Source organism: Variovorax sp. GW531-E2 (assembly GCF_059423125.1).
The window spans coordinates 58,510-78,698 of the sequence record NZ_JBWKXQ010000030.1 but is presented as its reverse complement, the minus strand read 5'-3'; the positions used below and the strand labels follow the sequence as shown (position 1 = coordinate 78,698).

At 68.9% G+C, this 20,189-nt stretch carries 15 protein-coding genes and 1 pseudogene; all 16 read left to right on the top strand.

What is annotated here, in order from left to right; genetic code table 11:
• Positions 1-351: pseudogene (locus tag AC07XP_RS18325) on the top strand (T6SS effector BTH_I2691 family protein); the annotation flags it as partial.
• An 8-nt stretch (positions 352-359) separates the two neighbouring features.
• Positions 360-1,448 carry an MFS transporter gene (locus AC07XP_RS18320; protein WP_495265477.1) on the top strand — a complete coding sequence of 363 codons (1,089 nt, stop codon included), beginning with the start codon at positions 360-362 and terminating at the stop codon, positions 1,446-1,448.
• An 80-nt stretch (positions 1,449-1,528) separates the two neighbouring features.
• Entirely contained in the window at positions 1,529-2,296 is a 768-nt protein-coding gene (icmH, locus tag AC07XP_RS18315) for a type IVB secretion system protein IcmH/DotU (RefSeq protein WP_495265476.1), read from the top strand.
• Positions 2,293-2,976 (top strand): pentapeptide repeat-containing protein, encoded by a 684-nt coding sequence (locus tag AC07XP_RS18310; RefSeq protein ID WP_495265475.1) that lies wholly within the window; start codon positions 2,293-2,295, stop codon positions 2,974-2,976. The genes icmH and AC07XP_RS18310 overlap by 4 nt, the downstream gene beginning before the upstream one ends.
• 244 nt (positions 2,977-3,220) lie before the next feature.
• Positions 3,221-4,423 (top strand): acyl-CoA dehydrogenase family protein, encoded by a 1,203-nt coding sequence (locus AC07XP_RS18305; protein ID WP_495265474.1) that lies wholly within the window; start codon positions 3,221-3,223, stop codon positions 4,421-4,423.
• A 12-nt stretch (positions 4,424-4,435) separates the two neighbouring features.
• Positions 4,436-5,587: an acyl-CoA dehydrogenase family protein gene (locus AC07XP_RS18300; RefSeq protein WP_495265473.1), complete on the top strand. Its 1,152-nt coding sequence runs from the start codon at positions 4,436-4,438 to the stop codon at positions 5,585-5,587.
• Positions 5,588-5,591: 4 nt separating this feature from the next.
• Complete coding sequence (locus AC07XP_RS18295; RefSeq protein WP_495265472.1) at positions 5,592-7,106, top strand: acetyl-CoA acetyltransferase; 1,515 nt, start codon at positions 5,592-5,594, stop codon at positions 7,104-7,106.
• A complete protein-coding gene (locus AC07XP_RS18290) occupies positions 7,103-7,882 on the top strand; it encodes an enoyl-CoA hydratase-related protein (RefSeq protein ID WP_495265471.1) in 780 nt (259 codons plus the stop codon). Before AC07XP_RS18295 ends, AC07XP_RS18290 begins: the two co-directional genes overlap by 4 nt.
• 20 nt (positions 7,883-7,902) lie before the next feature.
• A complete protein-coding gene (locus AC07XP_RS18285; RefSeq protein WP_495265470.1) occupies positions 7,903-8,733 on the top strand; it encodes an enoyl-CoA hydratase/isomerase family protein in 831 nt (276 codons plus the stop codon).
• Between the two features lie 106 nt (positions 8,734-8,839).
• Positions 8,840-9,943 (top strand): CaiB/BaiF CoA transferase family protein, encoded by a 1,104-nt coding sequence (locus AC07XP_RS18280; protein ID WP_062478197.1) that lies wholly within the window; start codon positions 8,840-8,842, stop codon positions 9,941-9,943.
• 73 nt (positions 9,944-10,016) lie between these two features.
• Positions 10,017-11,594, top strand: coding sequence for an acyl-CoA synthetase (locus AC07XP_RS18275; protein WP_495265469.1), 1,578 nt, complete (start codon positions 10,017-10,019; stop codon positions 11,592-11,594).
• Positions 11,595-11,622: 28 nt separating this feature from the next.
• The gene (locus AC07XP_RS18270) at positions 11,623-13,182 is read left to right on the top strand and encodes a long-chain-fatty-acid--CoA ligase (protein ID WP_495265468.1); all 1,560 of its coding nucleotides are present in this window, start codon (positions 11,623-11,625) and stop codon (positions 13,180-13,182) included.
• A gap of 38 nt (positions 13,183-13,220) precedes the next feature.
• Positions 13,221-14,372 carry an acyl-CoA dehydrogenase family protein gene (locus AC07XP_RS18265; RefSeq protein WP_495265467.1) on the top strand — a complete coding sequence of 384 codons (1,152 nt, stop codon included), beginning with the start codon at positions 13,221-13,223 and terminating at the stop codon, positions 14,370-14,372.
• A 5-nt stretch (positions 14,373-14,377) separates the two neighbouring features.
• Complete coding sequence (locus AC07XP_RS18260; RefSeq protein ID WP_495265481.1) at positions 14,378-15,169, top strand: enoyl-CoA hydratase/isomerase family protein; 792 nt, start codon at positions 14,378-14,380, stop codon at positions 15,167-15,169.
• Positions 15,170-15,210: 41 nt separating this feature from the next.
• A complete protein-coding gene (locus AC07XP_RS18255; RefSeq protein WP_495265466.1) occupies positions 15,211-16,104 on the top strand; it encodes an SDR family oxidoreductase in 894 nt (297 codons plus the stop codon).
• 203 nt (positions 16,105-16,307) lie between these two features.
• Positions 16,308-20,141 carry an autotransporter domain-containing protein gene (locus AC07XP_RS18250; RefSeq protein ID WP_495265465.1) on the top strand — a complete coding sequence of 1,278 codons (3,834 nt, stop codon included), beginning with the start codon at positions 16,308-16,310 and terminating at the stop codon, positions 20,139-20,141.
• The last annotated feature ends 48 nt before the right edge of the window (positions 20,142-20,189 follow it).

Genomic DNA, 20,189 nt, shown 5'->3' with positions numbered 1-20,189 from the left:
GTTGTGGGGGTGGCTTGGGATCTGGCGGATAGGGCAACGGCGTCTGCGGAGCAAGAACGAGCACTCGCTTACGCCTATGGGGCAAGAGCAGCGACTGGCGCAGCCACCATTGGCGGTGTCCTCATCGGCGCCCGCTATCTCACAGCGCCTCTCTGGTTGCTGCGATTCAATTTCGTTACGTTGATTGCGACTGTCGCTTTAACTGTCGTCATCGGCAAGCTCAAGGGCGATGCCTGGGCCAACTGGCTGCAAGCGCAGCCGTTCCGGAAGGCCGGAAGCAAGAAGATTCCGCACGGGAGTGAGAAAGAGACGATGAGCAAGCTAGCCGATGCGTTGGCCGAAATTGAATAAGGACTGAGATGTTTGATTGTGAAGCTGGTTTTCTTGCTTATCGCAAGGAGCATGGGCAGCGTAAAGCTTTCGAATTTATTGCGGACATCAACGACTACACAACGCTTCAGTCCCCCAAAGACAAGCCGAAGAAAAAAAACAAGGAGCCGCGACCTGGCTTGAACTGGTTGCGAACGCTGTTTGATCGCAACGAGCATTTCATCGAGCTATCCAACATGGGCGAAGAGGACAGGTCGTTGATCTTCTTGGTGGCGGCAATACTTTTTATTCCCCTAGGTTGGCTCGCACCTTTTACGGGCCTAGATCTGGCAAGTACGGAGTTGTTTTCGTCGGATTGGTATTACGGGATTTTTCTAGGGGGAGGAAGTGTTCTTGGACTTGCGGTGTTTATCTACTTGCTCTGGCCGCAGACATTCGCCCCCAACTTCTTCACCTCTCTCCGCGCCCGCTACCGCTTCAACCGAACCGCCCGCAAGGTCTACGTGCTGCGCCCCGCACGCTACGGCGGCAACGTGGTGTTGGATTGGGATCGCGTGCAAGCCCATGTGAACTGGTGTGCTCCACGCGAAATGACATATGAGGATCTGCACAACCCGGTGGCGCGTCAAGCTCGCCAAGACAATCGCGGCGGCGAGTTCGGCATGTGTGGCCTGCTCCTGTACTGGCCGCCCTTCGATTGTGCCGACGAAGAGCGCAAGGGCGAAGAAGTACTGTGGGTCGGCCCCAAACTGGCCGGTGAAAACCTCTGGCAGTACATCCGCACGTTCATGGAAGAGGGCATGGATGCAGTACCCGAACCTTCGGAATACGAGTGGCTGCGCAAGGGCTTCCAGACGCCGGGGGAGCACGTCGAAGAAACGGTGCTGGGGCCGTCACGCGCGCTCGACCGCATCGGTGGGCGTGCCGAGGAAGGCAAGACATCGATTCAAACCGACTTCAACTTCATGCTCAACGCAGTGTGGGCACCGTTGCACTGTCTGGCCGAGCGGCTTTGCTCATGGCCCACCTTCCCCGAAGAGTGGAACAGCGACTGCGGTCAGAAACGGCGCGAGAGCGGGCTGGGGCCAGAAGAGCCGTTGCGGTGGGAGCCCAAATGAAGTGCAGCAAAGAGAAGAACCAAGAGAGTCAAGCAATCCACGGGCAATCTTGAAAGCAATTCAGCTCGACATCGTTCACTATGCCTCTTCAACAAAAATACACACTCGCAGCTTGGGATTATTTTGAGCAAATTGCCCGGAGTCTTTCTGCTGCGGCGACCCCAAGAACTCAGCCCAAACCTCTTTTGGCGAGCCCGCAACCCCTTGTACGCCGATCCCCACAGACCGATCGATTGGTCGCCATTCAAGCTGCTCGCGTCCCTCTGCTCGAGGCTTCTCGCTCGCTCTTGCTTGCTTTAGCTCATATGCCTGAGCAGCTGGATTCGGAGCACGCCGGTGTCTTGCACAGTGATCTGACGAGTCAAGTCACTAGCTTCCAGTCGGTGTGCGCGGATGCCCGGATTCGCCAGGAGTACATCGCTGGCGCGAGCTACTCGCTCTGCACCGCGTTGGATGAGGTGGCGGGTCTGGCCGCCCGGGAGATGGACACCGCAGTGGGCGCCAACCTATGGACTGAACGAAACCTGGCGGTTCAGTTTCACGGCGACGCCCGGGGCGGAGAAAACGTCTTCAAACTCATGGCGGCCCTGACCAAGAGCCCAGCCGAGCACATCGAACTGCTGGAACTCCTGTTGATCCTCATCGCACTCGGGTTCAAAGGCCTGTACCGCAAGGCCATCAACGGCAAGCGCGTACTCGATGACATCCGCCACACGCTCTTTTCAACCGTGCGTTCGTGCCGAGGCGACGATGTGCCGGTGGCGCATTGGAATGCAATCGAAAGCCTGCTGTGGGGGCGTGTGCCGCCTGGAAAATTTGCAGACACCGTACAGGAGTTGTTTCAATGAGCGCCAATCAGATCATCAAAGACCACGACAAGTGGCGCAAAGGCGCGGGCGGCGCGCAAGCAGGCCTGTCTGGAGAGAGCGATGGCGACAGTTATTCGGGGCTCGATCTCGACTTCATCACCATCACGTCGACCTGCTTCAACGGCAGCAGCTTCACGTTCACCACCTTCAAGGACGCGAACTGGTCGTCAAGCCAGTTCACGGGGGTTCGCTTCACCGGCTGCAATATGGAAAACCTAGGCATCACGGGATGCACTTTCACCAATTGCACTTTCAGCAACTGCGACATGCAGAGCTTGAAGATGACAGGGTGCGATCTCCAAAGCTGCAACTACGACAAATGCATGATGAAGGACTCGCAGATGTCGGACTGCACTGGTGGTGGTGGCGGAAGCATGAGCGACTGCGACATGAGCGGAGCCGGCATGTCGGGCTGCACCTTCACGGGTGCGACGATGGCGGGTGCTGTGTACTCCGGTACTCAGTGGGCAGGCTGCAAGTTCCAAAGCTGTACCTGGAAGAGTCTGGGCTTCATCAACTGCCAATGGACCGGGGTAGACATTCTTGACTGCCATTGCGATGGCATCCGGGGCGAGGGAGTCAAGGGGGAGAAAGTCGTCTACTACGGCAGCTTCTTCGAGAACTCGGAGTTCAGGAACAGCAACATCAACACCGCATAGGCAGGCGGCACGCGACAACAACCAAGACGCCGCGCCGTTATCCCCGCACAGCGGGGATAGCGGCGCGGCGTTTTGCTTTCGGCCAGCGCTGTCCAGAGCCGCCCGACATGCGCAGGGTTTTGGGGCGTTTGGCTGCCTCTCCCCGCGCAAGCACCATCCGCAATCAGGTTCGTCCGATCCGACGATACCGTCAGGCCCTCCCAGGTCACACACTTGCCGGGTGTGAACCCTGTGAGACAACACCATGGCCTGGACCCTCAGCGCGGCGGAGACCGCGTTTCGCGACGAGGTTCGCGACTTTCTCGCGCGCGAGCTGACGCCTGAGCTGCGTGCCGCAGGGCGCCGCTGCTCTGGCATCTTCACCGACTACGCCGACGGCAACCGCTGGCACCGCGTGCTGGCCCAACGGGGCTGGAGCGTGCCGCACTGGCCGGTGGAACACGGCGGCACCGGCTGGACGCCGATGCAGCACTACCTCTTCGCGAGCGAGCTGGCCGCGGTCGACGCGCCGCCGCGCGCACCCATGGGCCCCGGCATGGTCGCGCCGGTGATCATCGCCTTCGGCACCGAGGCGCAGAAGCAGGCCTGGCTGCCCGGCATCCGCTCGGGCGAGGACTACTGGTGCCAGGGCTACTCCGAGCCGCAGTCGGGCTCCGACCTGGCCTCGCTGCAGTGCAAGGCGGTGCGCGACGGCGACGACTACGTCATCAACGGCACCAAGATCTGGACCACCCACGCACAGTACGCCAACCGCATGTTCTGCCTCGTGCGCACCGCCTCGGGCGGCAAGGCGCAGCAGGGCATCAGCTTCCTGTGCTTCGACATCCCCCAGGCCGGCCTGACCATCCGCCCGATCATCAGCATCTCGGGCGACCACGAGCTCAACCAGGTGTTCTTCGACGACGTGCGCGTGCCCGCCAGCGGCCTCATCGGCGAGGAGAACCAGGGCTGGACCGTCGCGAAGTACCTGCTGCAGCACGAGCGCGGCGGGGCCTGGGCGCCGATGCTGCGCGCACGCCTGCGCCGGCTGCGCGCCGCCGCCGACAGCGCCTTTGCTGCCGCGGGCGACACCGCCGCCGACGAGGCGCGCGAGATGGCGCTGCGCCTGGCCGAGATGGACTGCGCCATCGATGCGGTCGAGGCCACCGAGCTGCAGTCGCTGCGCGCCCAGGCGCGCGGCGAGCCGCACGGCATCCGGCCCTCGATGGGCAAGGTGATGGGCTCCGAGCTGCGCCAGCGCCTGACCGAACTCGGCGTGGAGATCGCCGCCCACTACGCGGCGGCCGATTTGCCGCTGGACGACAGCCTGCAGGTCGCGCTGGTCGTGCCCGAGGAGGCGGTGTTCTCGATGTCGGCTTACCTCAACGACCGCGCCGCGTCGATCTACGCGGGCTCCAACGAAGTGCAGCGCAACATCATCGCCGCGCAGCTCCTGCAATCACGCTGAGGCCAGTTTTTCATGACCACCCTCACCGACCAAGACGACACCCTCGCGATGCTGCGCGACAGCCTCGCGCGCTACCTCGACGACCAGCACGGCTTCGAGCAGCGGCTTCATGCGCTGGCCGCCGCCGACAACGCACCGCCGCCGTTCTGGCAAGGCCTGGCAAGTGACCTCGGTCTGCTGGGCGCGGCCCTGCCCGAAGCGCAGGGCGGACTGGGCCTCGGGCTGGCCGCGCACCTCGCGCTGATGCCCACGCTGGGGGGCGCGCTCGCGGCCGAGCCGTATCTTTCGACGCTGGTGATCGGCGCCGGCCTGCTGCAGCGCCACCCGGGCGCGCAGGCCGATGCATTGCTCGCGCGCGTCGTCGCCGGGCAGGCCGTGCTGGCCTTCGCACACGACGAGCCGCACAGCCGCCATGCCCGCGACGACGTGCGCACGACGCTCGTGCGCGAGGCCGACGGCCGGCTGCGGCTCGACGGCCGCAAGGCCGTGGTGCAGGCCGCGCCATGGGCCAGCCATCTCATCGTCACGGCGCGCAGCGACAAGGGCTTGTCGTTGCTGGTCGTGCCCAAGGATGCACCCGGCGTGCAGCTGCGTGCCTACCGCACGCGCGACGGTGGCCGCGCCGCCGACATCGCCTTCGACGCGGTGCGCCTGAACGCCGATGCGTTGCTCGGCGAGGAAGGCGCAGCGCTGCCGCAGATCGAGCAGGCGCTCGACGAGGCCACGCTCGCCGTCTGCGCCGAGTCCATCGGCATCCTGCGCCGGCTGATGCGCGACACGCTCGACTACGTGCGCCAGCGCAAGCAGTTCGGCGTGCCGATCTCCAGCTTCCAGGTGCTGCAGCACCGGCTGGCCGACATGCACATGGCGCTCGAGCAGGCCGACGCGCTCACCGCCAGCGTGGGCGAGGCACTGGCCGCGGGCGCCGACGCGGCGTCGCGCGCACGCGCCGTGTCGTCCGCCAAGGTCGCGGTCGCCAAGGCTTGCCGCGCCGTGGGGCAGGGCGCGGTGCAGCTGCACGGCGGCATGGGCATGACCGAGGAACTCGCCGTCGGCCATTACGTGCGCCGCGCCACCCTCATCGAAGGCCAGTTCGGCCCGCCCGCGTGGCACCTGCGCCGCGTGGCGCAGCTGCAGCAACAACAACCCCTCTCACAGCACTAACCCCATGACAGCACTGGACGACCGCACGCCGGTCATCGTCGGCGTCGGCGAGATCACGCACCGCACCAAGGAGGCCGCCGAAGGCCTCGAACCCATCGAGCTGATGGCGCGCGCCATGCGCGCTGCCACACAGGACAGCGGCGCCGCCGCGCTGCTGGCCGGCCTCGACTCGCTCGACGTCGTCTGCGAGTACTCGTGGCCCTACACCGACGCGCCCGCGCTGCTCAATGCGCGTCTGGGCTGTAATCCGGCGCGCAGCGTCTACGGCGTCACCGGCGGCGAAGCGCCGGTGCGCTACATCCACGAAGCCGCGCTGCGCATCGCGCGCGGCGAGAGCAAAGTGGCCGCCATCACCGGCGCCGAGGCGCGCTACACGGTCGACGCCGCCGCCAAGCTCGGCATCGCGCTCGACTGGACCCCGCGCGACGACAGCGTGAAGCTGGTGCGCGGCACCGACATCTGCCACCCCGTGGCGATCCAGCTCGGCGCGGCCATGCCGACCACCATCTACCCGTTCTACGAGAACGCCGCGCTCGCCCACTGGGGCCAGACGCCGCGCCAGGCGCAGGACGAGTCGTCGCGCCTGTGGGCGCGCTACTCCGAGGTGGCCGCCGCCAACCCCTACGCCTGGCTGCGCAAGCCCTTCACGCCCGAAGACATCGCCCGCGTCGACGCGGCCAACCGCCTCATCGCCTGGCCCTACACCAAGCACATGGTGGCCAACCCGCTGGTCAACATGGGCGCGGCCGTGCTGCTCACCAGCGTGGGCCATGCGCGCGCACTCGGCATTCCCGAAGACCGCTGGGTCTACGTGTGGGACGGCGCTGCCGCGCGCGAGCCGCGCGACTACCTGCAGCGCGACCAGTACCACCGCTCGCACGCGCAGGACCTGGTGATGGAAACCGTGCTCGCGCAGGTCGGCGGCGACGCCTCGGCCTTCGAGATGCTGGAGCTGTACAGCTGCTTCCCCATCGTGCCCAAGATGGCGCGCCGCACGCTGGGCCTGGCGCCCGAGGCGCGCATGACCTCCACCGGCGGCCTGAGCTTCTTCGGCGCGCCGCTCAACGACTACATGACGCACGCCGCCGCCGGCCTGGTGCGCGCACTGCGCGCCGCGCCGAAGGGCAAGGCCGCGCTGCTCTACGGGCAGGGCGAGTACGTCACCAAGCACCACGCGCTGGTGCTGGGCTCCAGCCCGCCGCCGCAGGGACTTCCGAAGCCCGACTACGACGTGCAGGCCGCCGCCGATGCGCGGCGCGGCCCGGTGCCGCCGCTGGTGCTGCAGTACGCGGGCGCCGCCACGCTGGAGACCTTCACCGTGGTCTACGGCCGCGACGGCCAGCCCTCGCAGGGCATCGTGATCGCACGCACGCCGGCCGGCGAACGGCTCATGGCGCGCGTCGAGGCCACGGATGCGGCTTCGCTGAAGGTGCTGACCGACCTGGACCGCAGCCCTGTCGGCTGCGGCGGCACGGTGACGGCCGGTGCGGACGATCTTTTGAACTGGAGCGTGTCATGAGCGCAGTCAACGTCGAACGTTTGCCGGGCCACGTCGCCCTCGTCACCATCGACCGCCCCGAGGCGCGCAACGCCGTCAACGGTGACGTGGCCACCGGCCTCGAAGCCGCCGTCGATGCCACCGAGGCCGACGACGACATCCGCGCCGTGGTGCTCACCGGTGCCGGCCGCGAAGCCTTCTGCGCGGGCGCCGACCTGAAGGAAGTGTCGGCCGGGCGCGGCAGCGCGCTGCGCACCGAGCGCGGCGGCTTCGCGGGCTTCGTGTACCGCGAGCGCAGCAAGCCGTGGATCGCCGCCGTCAACGGCAAGGCGCTGGCCGGCGGCACCGAACTCGTGCTGGCCTGCGACCTCGTGGTGGCCGTGCGGCAGGCCGCCTTCGGCCTGCCCGAGGTGCTGCGCGGGTTGATCGCCGCGGCGGGCGGGCTGTACCGGTTGCCGCGCGCCATTCCGCCGAACATCGCGCTCGAACTGATCCTCACGGCCGGCCAGCTCGATGCCGAGCGCGCGCACGGCTTCGGCCTGGTCAACCGCCTCGTGGTCGATGTGGACGCGCTGCGCGAAGCCGCGCTGGCGCTGGCCGCCGAGATCGCACGCAACGGCCCCGTGGCGGTGCGCCAGAGCCTGCGCGTGGCGCGCGAGGCGAACAGCGGGCTCGACGAAGCCGCGCTGCGCGCCCTCACGCGCGACGCCTTCGAGCGCGTGGCCGCGAGCGAAGACTTCAAGGAAGGCCCGCGCGCCTTCATCGAGAAACGCGCGCCGCGCTGGAGCGGTCGCTGAACGCCGAGAAAGAGACCGCCATGCCCGACAGCGAAGCAGACGACGACATCCTCATCGACCGCAGCCGCGAAGGCATCGCACTGCTCACGCTGAACCGCCCGGCGCGCCTCAACGCGCTGAGCCAGCCCACCGTGCGGCGCCTGTGCGCCGCACTCGACGCATTGGCGCAGGACGACAGCGTGCGCGTGCTGGTGCTCACCGGCGCCGGGCGCGGCTTCTGCGCCGGCTGGGACCTCACCACGCCGCTCACGCGCCGCGACGACCAGCCGCTCGACGGCGAGCCGTCGGTGGCCGACCTGATGGCGGGGCAGGAGCTGTTCGCCGGCATGGTGCGGCGGCTGCGCGCGCTCGACAAGGTGGTGATCGCCGCCGTCAACGGCGTGGCCGTGGGCGCGGGCTTTGCGCTCACGCTGGGCGCCGACATCCGCGTGGCCGCGCGCTCGGCGTCGTTCCATGTGGGCGCGGTGCGCATCGGCCTCACGGCCGGCGAGTGCGGCATCAGCTACCACCTGCCGCGGCTGGTGGGCGCCTCGCGCGCCTTCGAGCTCATGCTCACGGGCCGCCCCGTGCCGGCCGACGAGGCCGAGCGCGTCGGCCTGGTCGCTGCGCTGGTGGACGACGAAGCCCTGCTACCGCGCGCGCTCGCCCTGGCCGCCGACGTGCTGCGCAACAGCCCCTACGCCACGCGCCACACCAAGCAGCTCATGTGGGCCAACCTCGAGGCGCCGAGCCTCGACGCCGCGCTCGAGGTCGAGAACCGCGCCCAGGTGCTGGCGCTGAAAACCGAGGATTTCCGCGAGGCCGCCGCCGCCTTCGCGGCCAAGCGCGCGCCCGTCTTCACGGGGCGCTGAACCGTCTTTCCGCGCTTTCGTCGCTTCCGACGATGCGACGCCGGCGCCCGCGCGCCAAGATGCCTTCACACAACAGGCCGCCGGGTGCGCGCCAGAGGAGACACACATGGCAGGACCCCTGAAAGGACTTCGGGTCGTCGAGATGGCCGGCATCGGCCCCGGCCCCTTTTGCGCGATGCTGTTCGCCGACATGGGCGCGGAGGTGCTGCGCATCGCGCGCCCCGGCACGCGGCGCGACCCCCACGACATCCTGGCGCGCGGGCGCAGCACCTGGGAGGTCGACCTGCGCGCCCCCGACGCCGCCGCGCCGGTGCTCGACGCCATCGCGCGCGCCGACATCCTCATCGAGGGCTTCCGCCCCGGCGTGATGGAACGCCTGGGCCTGGGCCCGGCCGAATGCCTCGCGCGCAACCCGCGCCTGGTCTACGGCCGCATGACCGGCTGGGGCCAGCACGGCCCGTTGGCGCACGCGGCCGGCCACGACATCAACTACATCGCCATCAGCGGCGCGCTGCACGCCATCGGCCGTTCGGGCGAGGCGCCCGTGCCGCCGCTGAACTACGTGGGCGACTTCGGCGGCGGCGCCATGCTGCTGGCCTTCGGCCTGCTGGCCGCGCTGCACGAGGTCAAGGCCTCGGGCCAGGGCCAGGTGGTCGACGCCGCCATGACCGACGGCGCCGCCCTGCTGTCGGCCATGATGTACGGCTTCAAGTCGGCCGGCCAGTGGAGCAACCAGCGCGGCGAGAACCTGCTCGACGGCGGCGCCCACTTCTACGACACCTACGCCTGCGCCGACGGCAAGTACGTGGCCATCGGTTCCATCGAGCCGCAGTTCTACGCCCTGCTGCGCGAGCGCTGCGGCCTGGTCGACGACCCCGCCTTCGACGCCCAGATGGACGCCGACCGCTGGCCGCTGCTCAAGCTGCGCCTGGCCGACGTGTTCCGCACCCGCACGCGCGACGAGTGGTGCGTGCTGCTCGAAGGCAGCGACGCCTGCTTCGCGCCCGTGCTCGACTGGGACGAAGCGCCGCAGCACCCGCACAACGTGGCGCGCGGCACCTTCGCCACCGTGGGCGGCGTGGTGCAGCCCGCGCCCGCGCCACGCTTCAGCCGCACCGCACCGGTCGTGCCGCCGGCCGTGTCGCCCGACGACGGGCCCGCGCTGCTCAAGCGCTGGGGCGCGGCAGCGCCCGTGGCCGAAGCCCGCTGACGTCCTCGTTTTCCGGGCATGCGCGTTCGCGCATGCATGGCATTTCCGCACCGCACCGACAGGAGCCTTGTCCATGCCCACCACGCCACCGCCGCTGTACCTCACGCAGGCCCTGCACCGCGCCATGCAGTGCAGCCCGCGCGCCGTCGCCACCGTGTTCCAGGGCCGCACGCGCACGTACGGCGAACTCGGCGAGCGTGTCGCGCGCCTGGCGGGCGGGCTGCGCCGCCTGGGCGTGCAGCCCGGCGACCGCGTGGGCGTGCTCGCGCTCAACGCCGATCGCACGCTGGAGTACTACCTGGCCGTGTGGTGGGCCGGCGGCGTGGTCAACCCGGTCAACACGCGCTGGAGCGTGGCCGAGATGGCGCACTCCCTCGACGACTGCGCGACGCACATCCTGTTCGTGGACGACCAGTTCCTGGCGACGGCGGACGAACTGCGCGCCGCCGCGCGCGCCGTCACCACCTGGGTCTACATGGGCGAGCGCCAGGCGCCCACGGGCATGACGGATTACGAAGCGCTGGTCCGCGAGAGCGAGCCCGTGCCCGACGCGCTGCGCGGCGGCGGCGACCTGGCCGGCGTGTTCTACACCGGCGGCACCACCGGCCGGCCCAAGGGCGTGATGCTCAGCCACGCGGCGCTGGTGATCAACGCGCAGGTGTCGATGCTCGGCGCCTTCTTCGACGACAGCGCGCGGCTGTTGCAGGTGGCGCCGCTCTTTCACCTGGCGGGGCTGTCGTTTTTGCTGCGCGGCGTGCTCATGGGCTGCGCGCAGATCATCCTGCCGGGCTTCTCGGTGGACGGCATGCTCGCCGCCATCGAGCGCGACCGCGCCACCAACCTCATGGCCGTGCCCGCCATGCTGCAGATGCTGGTGGACGACCCGCGCACCGCGCAGGCCGACCTGTCGAGCGTGCGCTTCGTGGGCTACGGCGCCTCGCCGATCACCGAGGCGCTGCTGGAGCGCGCCTTCGCCACCTTCCCGCAGGCCGAGTTCGCGCAGGGCTACGGCATGACCGAGCTGTCGGCCGGCGTGAGCTACCTCACGCGCCACTACCACTCGCCCGAAGGCCGCAAGCTCGGCAAGCTGGCCTCGGCCGGGCAGGCGCTCTCGGGCATCGACCTGCGCGTGTGCGACGGCGACGGCCGCGAGGTGCCGCGCGGCACCGTGGGCGAACTCACCGTGCGCAGCCCGTGCGTGATGCAGGGCTACTGGAACCTGCCCGAACAAACCGCGGCCGCATTGCGCGATGGCTGGATGCACACCGGCGACGCTGCCCGCATGGACGACGACGGCTTCGTCTTCATCGTCGACCGCTACAAGGACATGATCGTGAGCGGCGGCGAGAACATCTACTGCGCCGAGGTCGAGGGCGCGCTCGCACGCCACCCCGCCGTGGCCGCCGCCGCCGTCATCGGCGTGCCCGACGAGCGCTGGGGCGAGGCCGTGCATGCGGTGGTGGTGCGCAAGCCGGGTACCGAGGCCGATGCCGACGCGCTCATCGCCCACTGCCGCGAATTGATCGCCGGCTACAAGTGCCCGCGCAGCGTCGCGTTCGTCGACGCGCTGCCGATCTCGGGCGCCGGCAAGGTCATGAAGTACCGCCTGCGCGAGCCGCACTGGGCCGGCCACGCACGCCGGGTTGCCTGACGAAAAAAACCACCAAGGAGACGACACCATGTTCCTCACCCAGCCCCTGCACAAGGGCCGCCGCGAGAAGGCCCGCGAGACCGCCGTGGTCTGCGGCGCCCACCGCCTCGACTTTGCGACCCTCACCGACCGCGTGGCGCGCCTGGGCGCCGTGCTGCAGCAGCTCGGCATGGCGCGCGGCGACCGCGTCGGCATGATGAGCCTCAACTCGCACCGCTTCGTCGAGTTCTTCTTCGGCACCTGGTGGGGCGGCGGCGTCATCAACCCGGTGAACATCCGCTGGAACCCGAAGGAGGTCGCCTACTCGCTGGACGACTGCGACACGCGCATCCTGCTGGTGGACGACCTGTTCGCGCCCATGGCCGGCGAGCTGCGCAAGCTCTCGACCTCGCTGCGCACCGTGGTGTACTGCGGCGACGGTCCCGTGCCCGAAGGCATGGTCGGCTACGAGGCGCTGCTGGCCGACGCGCAACCCATCGACGACGCGCCGCACAGCGCCGACGAGCTGGCCGCCATCATGTACACCGGCGGCACCACCGGCCGGCCCAAGGGCGTGATGCTCACGCACGGCAGCCTCTACATCAACGCGCTGAGCTCGGTGGCCGCGGTGCCGCGCGAGACGCGCAACGCCGCCGTGGTCATCGCCGTGCCCATGTTCCACGTGGCCGGCTGCGGGCTGTCGCTGCAGAGCATCCTGCGGCTGGTGCCCCAGCACGTGGTGCCGATGTTCGACGAGGTGGCGATCCTGCAGGCCATCCAGGCCGCGCGCGCCACCGAGATGTTCCTGGTGCCCACCATGATCAAGCGTGTGATCGAGCACCCGCGCTTTGCCGAGTTCGACCTGTCGAGCCTGCAGATGCTGCTGTACGGCGCCGCGCCCATCGACGTGGCGCTGCTCGAGCAGGCCATGGCCGCGCTGCCCGCCACCAGCTTCTCGCAGGCCTACGGCATGACCGAGCTGTCGCCCACCGTGGCCGTGCTGATGCCGCACTTCCACCTGCCCGGCCCCGACCGCAACCGCCTGCTGCGCGCGGCCGGCACGCCGGTGCCCGTGGCCGAGATCCGCATCGTCGACGGCGACGACAACGAGCTGCCCCCCGGCCAGGTCGGCGAGATCGTCGCGCGCGGACCGATGGTCATGAAGGGCTACTGGAACAAGCCCGCCGAGACCGAGGCGGCGCTGCGCGGCGGCTGGATGCACACCGGCGACGGCGGCTACATGGACGAACACGGCCTGCTGTTCGTGGTCGACCGCATGAAGGACATGATCGTGAGCGGCGGCGAGAACGTGTACTCGGCCGAGGTCGAGAACGCCATCGCCCAGATGCCGCAGGTGCTGATGTCGGCCGTCATCGGCGTGCCCGACGACAAGTGGGGCGAGCGCGTGCATGCGGTGATCGTGCTGCGCGAAGGCATGCCGCTCACGGCCGACGACGTCATTGCCCATTGCCGCGACCAGATCGCCAACTACAAGTGCCCGCGCAGCGTGGAGTTCCGCGATGCGCTGCCGCTGTCGGCGGCCGGCAAGCTGCAGAAATTCCAGCTGCGCGAACCCTTCTGGGCCGGCAAGGAACGCCGCGTCGGCTGACCCCATTCCCCTCATTCCAAGACACTGAAGGACACCCCATGCCCATCGATTTCCGCCGCTCGTGGAGCGACGAAGAACTGGAGCTGTACCGCGACAACGTCGTGCGATTCATCGAGACCGAAGTCGTGCCGCACGACGAAGAGGCGCGCAAGCGCGGCCACGTCGGCCACGAGGTCTGGCGCAAGGCCGGCGCGCTCGGCCTGCTGTGCTCCGACATTCCCGAGGCCTACGGCGGCGCCGGCGGCGACTTCCGCCACGAGGCCGTGTTCTACGAGGAGAAGGCGCGCCGCGCGCTCAGCGGCATGGCCAGCTCGGTGCACACCATCGTGGCGCACTACTTCCTGAACCACGGCACCGAGGAACAGAAGCAACGCTACCTGCCGCGCATGGCGCGCGGCGAGCTGGTCGGCGCCATCGCCATGACCGAGCCCGGCGCCGGCTCCGACCTGCAGGGCGTGCGCACGCGCGCGGAGAAGCAGCCCGACGGCAGCTACCGCATCCGCGGCTCCAAGACCTTCATCACCAACGGCTTTCTCGCGGGCGTGGTGCTGGTCGTGGCCAAGACCGACCCGACGCAGGGCGCCAAGGGCACCTCGATCCTCATCGTCGAGACCGAGGGCTGCGAGGGCTACCGCGTGGGCCGCGTGCTCGACAAGATCGGCATGAAGGCGCAGGACACCTCCGAGCTCTTCTTCGACGACGTGCACGTGCCGGCCGAGGCGCTGCTCGGCGGCCAGGAAGGGCAGGGCTTCTTCCAGCTCATGAGCGACCTGCCGTACGAGCGCACCATCATCGGCGTGAACGCGCTCGCCACCATGGAAGGCGCCTACCAGGCCACGCTCGACTACGTGCGCGACCGCAAGGCCTTCGGCAAGCCGATCGCCGAGTTCCAGAACACCAAGTTCAAGCTGGCCGAGATCGCCACGCAGATCAAGGTCGGCCGTGCCTTCATCGACCGCTGCGTGGAAGACCTCGTGGCCGGCCGGCTCGACACCGCCACCGCCTCCATGGCCAAGCTCTGGGCCTCCGAGACGCAGGGCCGCGTGGTCGACGAGTGCCTGCAGCTGTTCGGCGGCTACGGCTTCATGACCGAGTACATGGTCGCGCGCATGTACGCCGACGGTCGCGTGCAGCGCATCTACGGCGGCACCAACGAGATCATGAAAGAAGTGATCTCGCGCGCGCTGTGACAACCATGAATGAGGTGCTGCAGGTCGAGCGGCGCGGCGAGGTCGCCTGGCTCACGCTGAACCGCCCCGAGCGTCTGAACGCGCTCGACCCGGTGCTGGTGCGCGCGCTGCGCGACTACTTCGAGGGCCTCAGTGCACGCAGCCCCGAGCGCGTGGTCGTGCTGCAGGGCGCGGGCCGCGCTTTCTGCGTCGGGCTCGACCTGAAGGAACAGGTGGGCGGCGAAGACCTCGGCGTGGCCGACATGCTCGAACAGCAGAAGGGCATCCGCGACATCATGCTCGCCATGCGGCGCTGCCCGCAGCCCATCGTCAGCGTGGTGCAGGGCGCGGCCAGCGGCGGCGGCTTTGCGCTCGCGCTGGCCTCCGACGTGCGCCTGGCCACGCCCGACGCGCGCATGAACGCCGCCTTCATCCGCATCGGCCTGTCGGCCTGCGACGTGGGCGTGAGCTACTTCCTGCCGCGCATGGTCGGCAGTTCGGTCGCGGCCGAGTACATGCTCACCGGCCGCTTCATGGACCCGCAGCGTGCCTACGCACTGGGCCTCGTGAGCCGCGTCGACGCGCTGCCCGCGCTGCAGGCCGAGGCGCAGGCGCTGGCCGACGACATGCTCAACGCCACGCCCGTGGCGCTGCGCCTGACCAAGGAGGCGCTCGGCATTGCCGTGGACGCCGGCAGCATGGAAGCGGTGATTGCCATGGAAGACCGCAACCAGGTGCTGTGCACCCAGACCCGCGATTTCCGCGAAGGCATGACCGCCTTCCTCGAGAAGCGCGCGCCCGTCTACACGGGGCGCTGAGCTTCATCCCGAATTCCAACGGACCGCACACAAGGATTTCCATGACCCTCGACGACCTGATGTTCAAGCCCGGCCTGCTGGCCGCCCGCCGCTACCTCGTGACCGGCGGCGGCAGCGGCCTGGGCCGCGTGATGAGCGAGGCGCTGCTGCTGCTCGGCGCCCACGTGTACATCTGCGGGCGCCGCGCGCCCGTGCTCGAAGAAACAGCGGCCGAGCTGATACACCTGCACGGCGGGCGCGTGACGCCCAAGACCTGCGACATCCGCCACGACACGCAGATCACCGAGATGCTCGATGAAATCTGGGCCGACGGCGGCGCGCTCGACGGCCTCGTCAACAACGCCGCGGGCAACTTCGTGAGCCGCACCGAAGACCTGTCGCCGCGCGCCTTCGACGCCATCTCGAGCATCGTCTTTCGCGGCAGCTTCTGCATGACGCTCGAATGCGGCAAGCGCTGGCTGGCCGAAGGCAAGGCCGCGTCGGTGCTGTCGATCCTCACGACCTGGGTGTGGAACGGCTCTCCCTTCACCGTGCCCTCGGCCATGTCGAAGGCCGGGCTGCATGCCATGACGCAGTCGCTCGCAGTCGAGTGGGCGGGCCGCGGCATCCGCTTCAACGCCATCGCGCCGGGCCTGTTCCCCACCGAAGGCATGAGCGCGCGGCTGAACCCCGGCGGCGGCGAGCACAAGGCCGAGCGCAACCCGATGGAGCGCAACGGCCGCATGCCCGAGCTGGCCAACCTCGCGGCCTACCTGCTCGGCCCGGGCTCGGAGTACGTCAACGGCCAGACCATCGCCATCGACGGTGCGCAGTTCCAGGCCACGGGCGGGAATTTCTCGCGCATGTCGCAGTGGCAGGACGACGACTGGAAGCGCGCGCGCGAACACATCGCGGGGCGCGACGCGCAGGACAAGCGGCAGCGGCTGGCGGCCTGAAAGCGCCGGAACCTAGGGAAAAACTCCAGCGTCAGGATTCCAAAGTATCGGAACAAGCACCGACGAGATCACAAAGAACGACCCCTCTTTCCAGAATTTAACGACCGTTAACCGGCCCGTGCGCGACGTCTTCACGACGTGGTTTCACCGGCAGGGCAACGGTCTTTTCATTCCATTCCAAGACAGAGAGGGTTCGTTCCGTCATGACGAGATCACCGAAGTTCAAGCGCAGGGCCGTGGCCCGCGCCGCCGTGTGCGTGCTGGGTTCGATGCTGGCCACCGCGGCCGGTGCACAGGCCTATCCGGGCGACCCCGGCATGATCGGCAACCCGGCCAGCTGGCGCACGAAGGAGTTCCTGGCCGACTGGGGGCTCGGGGCGATGAAGACCGAGTACGCCTACGCGGCGGGGTTCACGGGCAAGGGCGTGAAGCTGGGCGTGATCGATTCGGGGTTCGATGTCCGCCACGCGCGCGAATTGCCGCTCACGCGCTTCACGGCGCTGGTGACGGCGACGTCCAACGGGGCGTACAGCCAGTTCGCGGCGGATGGCTCCGTGCTCAACAGCAACAACGTGGGCTACGGTTTCCATGGCACCCACGTGTCCGGCACCGTGGGCGCCAGCCGGGACGGGCAGGACATCAAGAACAACATGCACGGCGTGGCGTTCAATGCCGACGTGTTCGTGGGCAACACCAATGCGCCCGATGCGCTGAGTTCGGGTGCCGGGCTGAGTCCGCAAGCCCATCCCCATGCCACGACCGAGAACTTCCGCAATCTCTACCAGGGCATGCGCGACGCAGGCGTCAGGGTCATCAACAACAGCTGGGGCAATCCCGAGCGTTCGAATTTCAGCACCCTGCAGGCGGTCACCGCCGACTACATGCAGTACCTGCGCGGGCCGTCCTGGGTCGACGCCGCGATCGATGCCACGAAGCCCCAGGCCGATGGAAAGGAAGGGGTCATCCAGGTGTTCGCTGCCGACAACCAGGACCAGGCCAACCCGGCGGCGCGCGGGGCGCTGCCGTATTTCAGGCCCGATGTGGAGGGGCATTGGCTGACAGTGACGGGGGTCAGTCAGACGAGGACGGGCTACCAGCAGAACAGCTCCCTCAACAAGTGCGGCATTGCCAAGTACTGGTGCGTGGCCACCCCGGGGACCAGCATCATGAGCACGGTGTTCGACGGGGCCTATGCGGCCTACAGCGGCACCTCGATGGCAGCGCCGCATGCCACCGGAGCCCTGGGCATCATCATGGAGCGCTTTCCGTACATGACCAACGAGCAGGCGTTGCAGGTGCTGCTCACCACGGCCACCAAGCTCGACGGCACGCGTCAGGCGGCGCCCGACGAGGTGATCGGCTGGGGCCTCGTCAACCTCGAGAACGCCATGAAGGGGCCCGGCCAATTGCTCAAGCGCACGGTCATCGACATGCCTGGCGGGACGGCCGATACATGGCGCAATGACATCTCGGAGACGGGGCTGGTGCAGCGCAAGCAGGAAGAAGCCGCCGAGATCGCGCGCCTGGGTGCCCTTGTCACCGGGCCGATCGCCCTGGACACCTTCAAGCCGCTGGGCCAGGAGGCCGTCGCGTTGCTCCAGGCACTGCGCACGGCCATGCTGTCGGGTGGTGACTATGCCGACGCGCTGGCCGCCGCGAAGGCCAATCCTCTGGCGGCGAACACCGTCGTGCTGTTCGAAAGCTACCGTCAGCTCATCGGGCCGGGGCACCCTCTCTGGGCCGAGCTCCCGCCGTACCTGGTGGTTCCCGTAGACGACATCATGACGGCTGTCGAGGACCGGGCGAGGACGGTCAACGTCGACTGGGAGCGCCTGACCCACCTGCGCAGCAAGACCGACGAAGACTACCGCGGCAGCCTCGTGAAGGCCGGCGCCGGGCGGCTGGTGCTCACGGGCACCAACACCTACTCGGGCGACACGCGCATCCAGGCCGGCGAGCTCGCGCTGGGCGAGGGCGGTACCACCGGTTCCATCACCAGCCATGTGGCCATCGACGCGGGCGCCAGCTTCGCCATCGACCGCGGCGACGCCTACGACTTCACCTACAACATCACCGGCGCGGGCGACCTGCGCACCACGGGCGGCACGACCGGCGAAGGCGTCACCACCTTGAGCGGCGCCAACAGCTACAGCGGCGCGACCTGGGTCCAGGGCGGCACGCTGCGCGCGGGCTCGGCCACCGGCCTGTCGAACGCCAGCGCGTTCACGGTGGCCGGCAAGGCCAGGCTCGACCTCAACGGCTTCGACGCCACCATCGGCTCGCTGGCCGGCGCGGGCGACGTCGCCGTGGGCACCGGCACGCTGACCACCGGCGGCAACGACCGTTCGACGCAGTTCGCGGGCCGCTTCAGCGGCAGCGGCGGCCTCGTCAAGGCGGGCGCGGGCAGCTTCGAGCTCACTGGCGACTCGGGCGCCTTCACCGGCAGGACCTCGGTGGCGCAGGGCATGCTGTCGGTCAACGGCACGCTGGGCGGCACGATGGCCGTGCTGTCGGGCGGGCGTTTGCAGGGCACCGGCACGGTCGGCAGCACGACCGTCGCCAGCGGCGGTGTCGTGGCGCCGGGCAACTCCATCGGCATGCTGCATGTGGCCGGCAACACACGCTTCGCGCCGGGCTCGACCTTCGAGGCCGAGCTGAGCGGCACCGATGCGCAGGCCGACCGGCTCAATGTCAGCGGCCAAGCCACGCTCGAGGGCGGCACGGTCCGCGTGCTCGGCGGCTACAACCTCGGAACGCGCTACACGCTGCTGAACGCCGAGGGCGGCGTGAGCGGCACCTTCGCCGACTTCAGCGTGGCCAAGGACTACCTCTTCCTCTCGCCGAAGCTGGGCTACACCGCGACGCAGGTCTATACCGAGGCCATGCGCAACAGCGTGTCGTTCGCGTCGGTCGCGCAGTCGGGCAACCAGCGTGCGATGGGTGTGAACCTCGATGGCGCGGCCGCGTGGAGCCCGGCGTTGGCTGCCGCGCTGCAGTTGGAGAGCGTGCCGGCCGCGCGCACGGCCTTCGACAGCCTGTCGGGCGAAGTGCATGCCTCCGCGAAGACCGCGCTCATCGAAGACAGCCGCTTCGTGCGCGAGGCCGCGATGGAGCGCCTGCGCGCCTCGGCCGGCACGGCGGGCGCTTCCACGGCGCTGGTCAAGGTCAACGACGGCGCCGGCCAGTCGCACATGGCCGCACCGACCACGGGCGAGGCCGTCTTCTGGAGCCAGGCCCTGCACTCGACCGGCCGTGCGCGCGGCGACGGCAATGCCGCACGGCTCGATCGCTCGGTCGACGGCCTGCTGATGGGCGGCGACACGCGCGTGGGCGACAACGGGCGCCTGGGCGTGACCGGCGGCTACAGCCGCAGCAAGTTCGACGTGGACGCGCGTTCGTCCTCGGGCGATGCCACCAGCTACCACCTGGGCCTGTACGGCGGCACCACGCTCGGTCCGTGGGCCCTGCGCGCCGGCGCAGCTTATGCGCGGCACGACGTGGACACCACGCGCCAGGCGCGCGTGGCGGGCCTGGCGGATTCGCTCAAGAGCAACCACGACGCATCGACCACGCAGGTCTTCGGCGAAGTGGGCTACAGCCTGGCGGCCGGTGACGTGGCGCTGGAGCCCTTCGCCAACCTGGCGCACGTCACGCTGCACACCGACGCGTTCTCGGAGCGCGGCACGTGGGCGGCGCTGCAGGCGCGCAGCGGCAGTGCGAACGTCGGCCTGTCGACGCTGGGCCTGCGTGCATCGACCGCGGTGCGCCTGGGCGGCGTCGATGCCACGCTCAAGGGCATGGTCGGCTGGCGCCGCGCCTACGGCGACCTGACGCCGTTCGCCAGCGTTGCGCTGCCGGGCGCCACGGGCTTCTCGGACATCGCGGGCGTCGCGGTCGCGAAGAACGCGGCGGTGCTGCAACTGGGCATGGACTTCGCGTTCTCGCCGCGCGCGACCTTCGGCGTGTCGTACGGCGGCCAGTTCGGCGGCAAGGCGCGCGACCAGTCGGTGAAGGCGAATCTGAACGTGTCGTTCTGACGAAAGGCGAGGGTTTGGGCCCGTCTGCCGTGTATCGGCGGGCGGGCC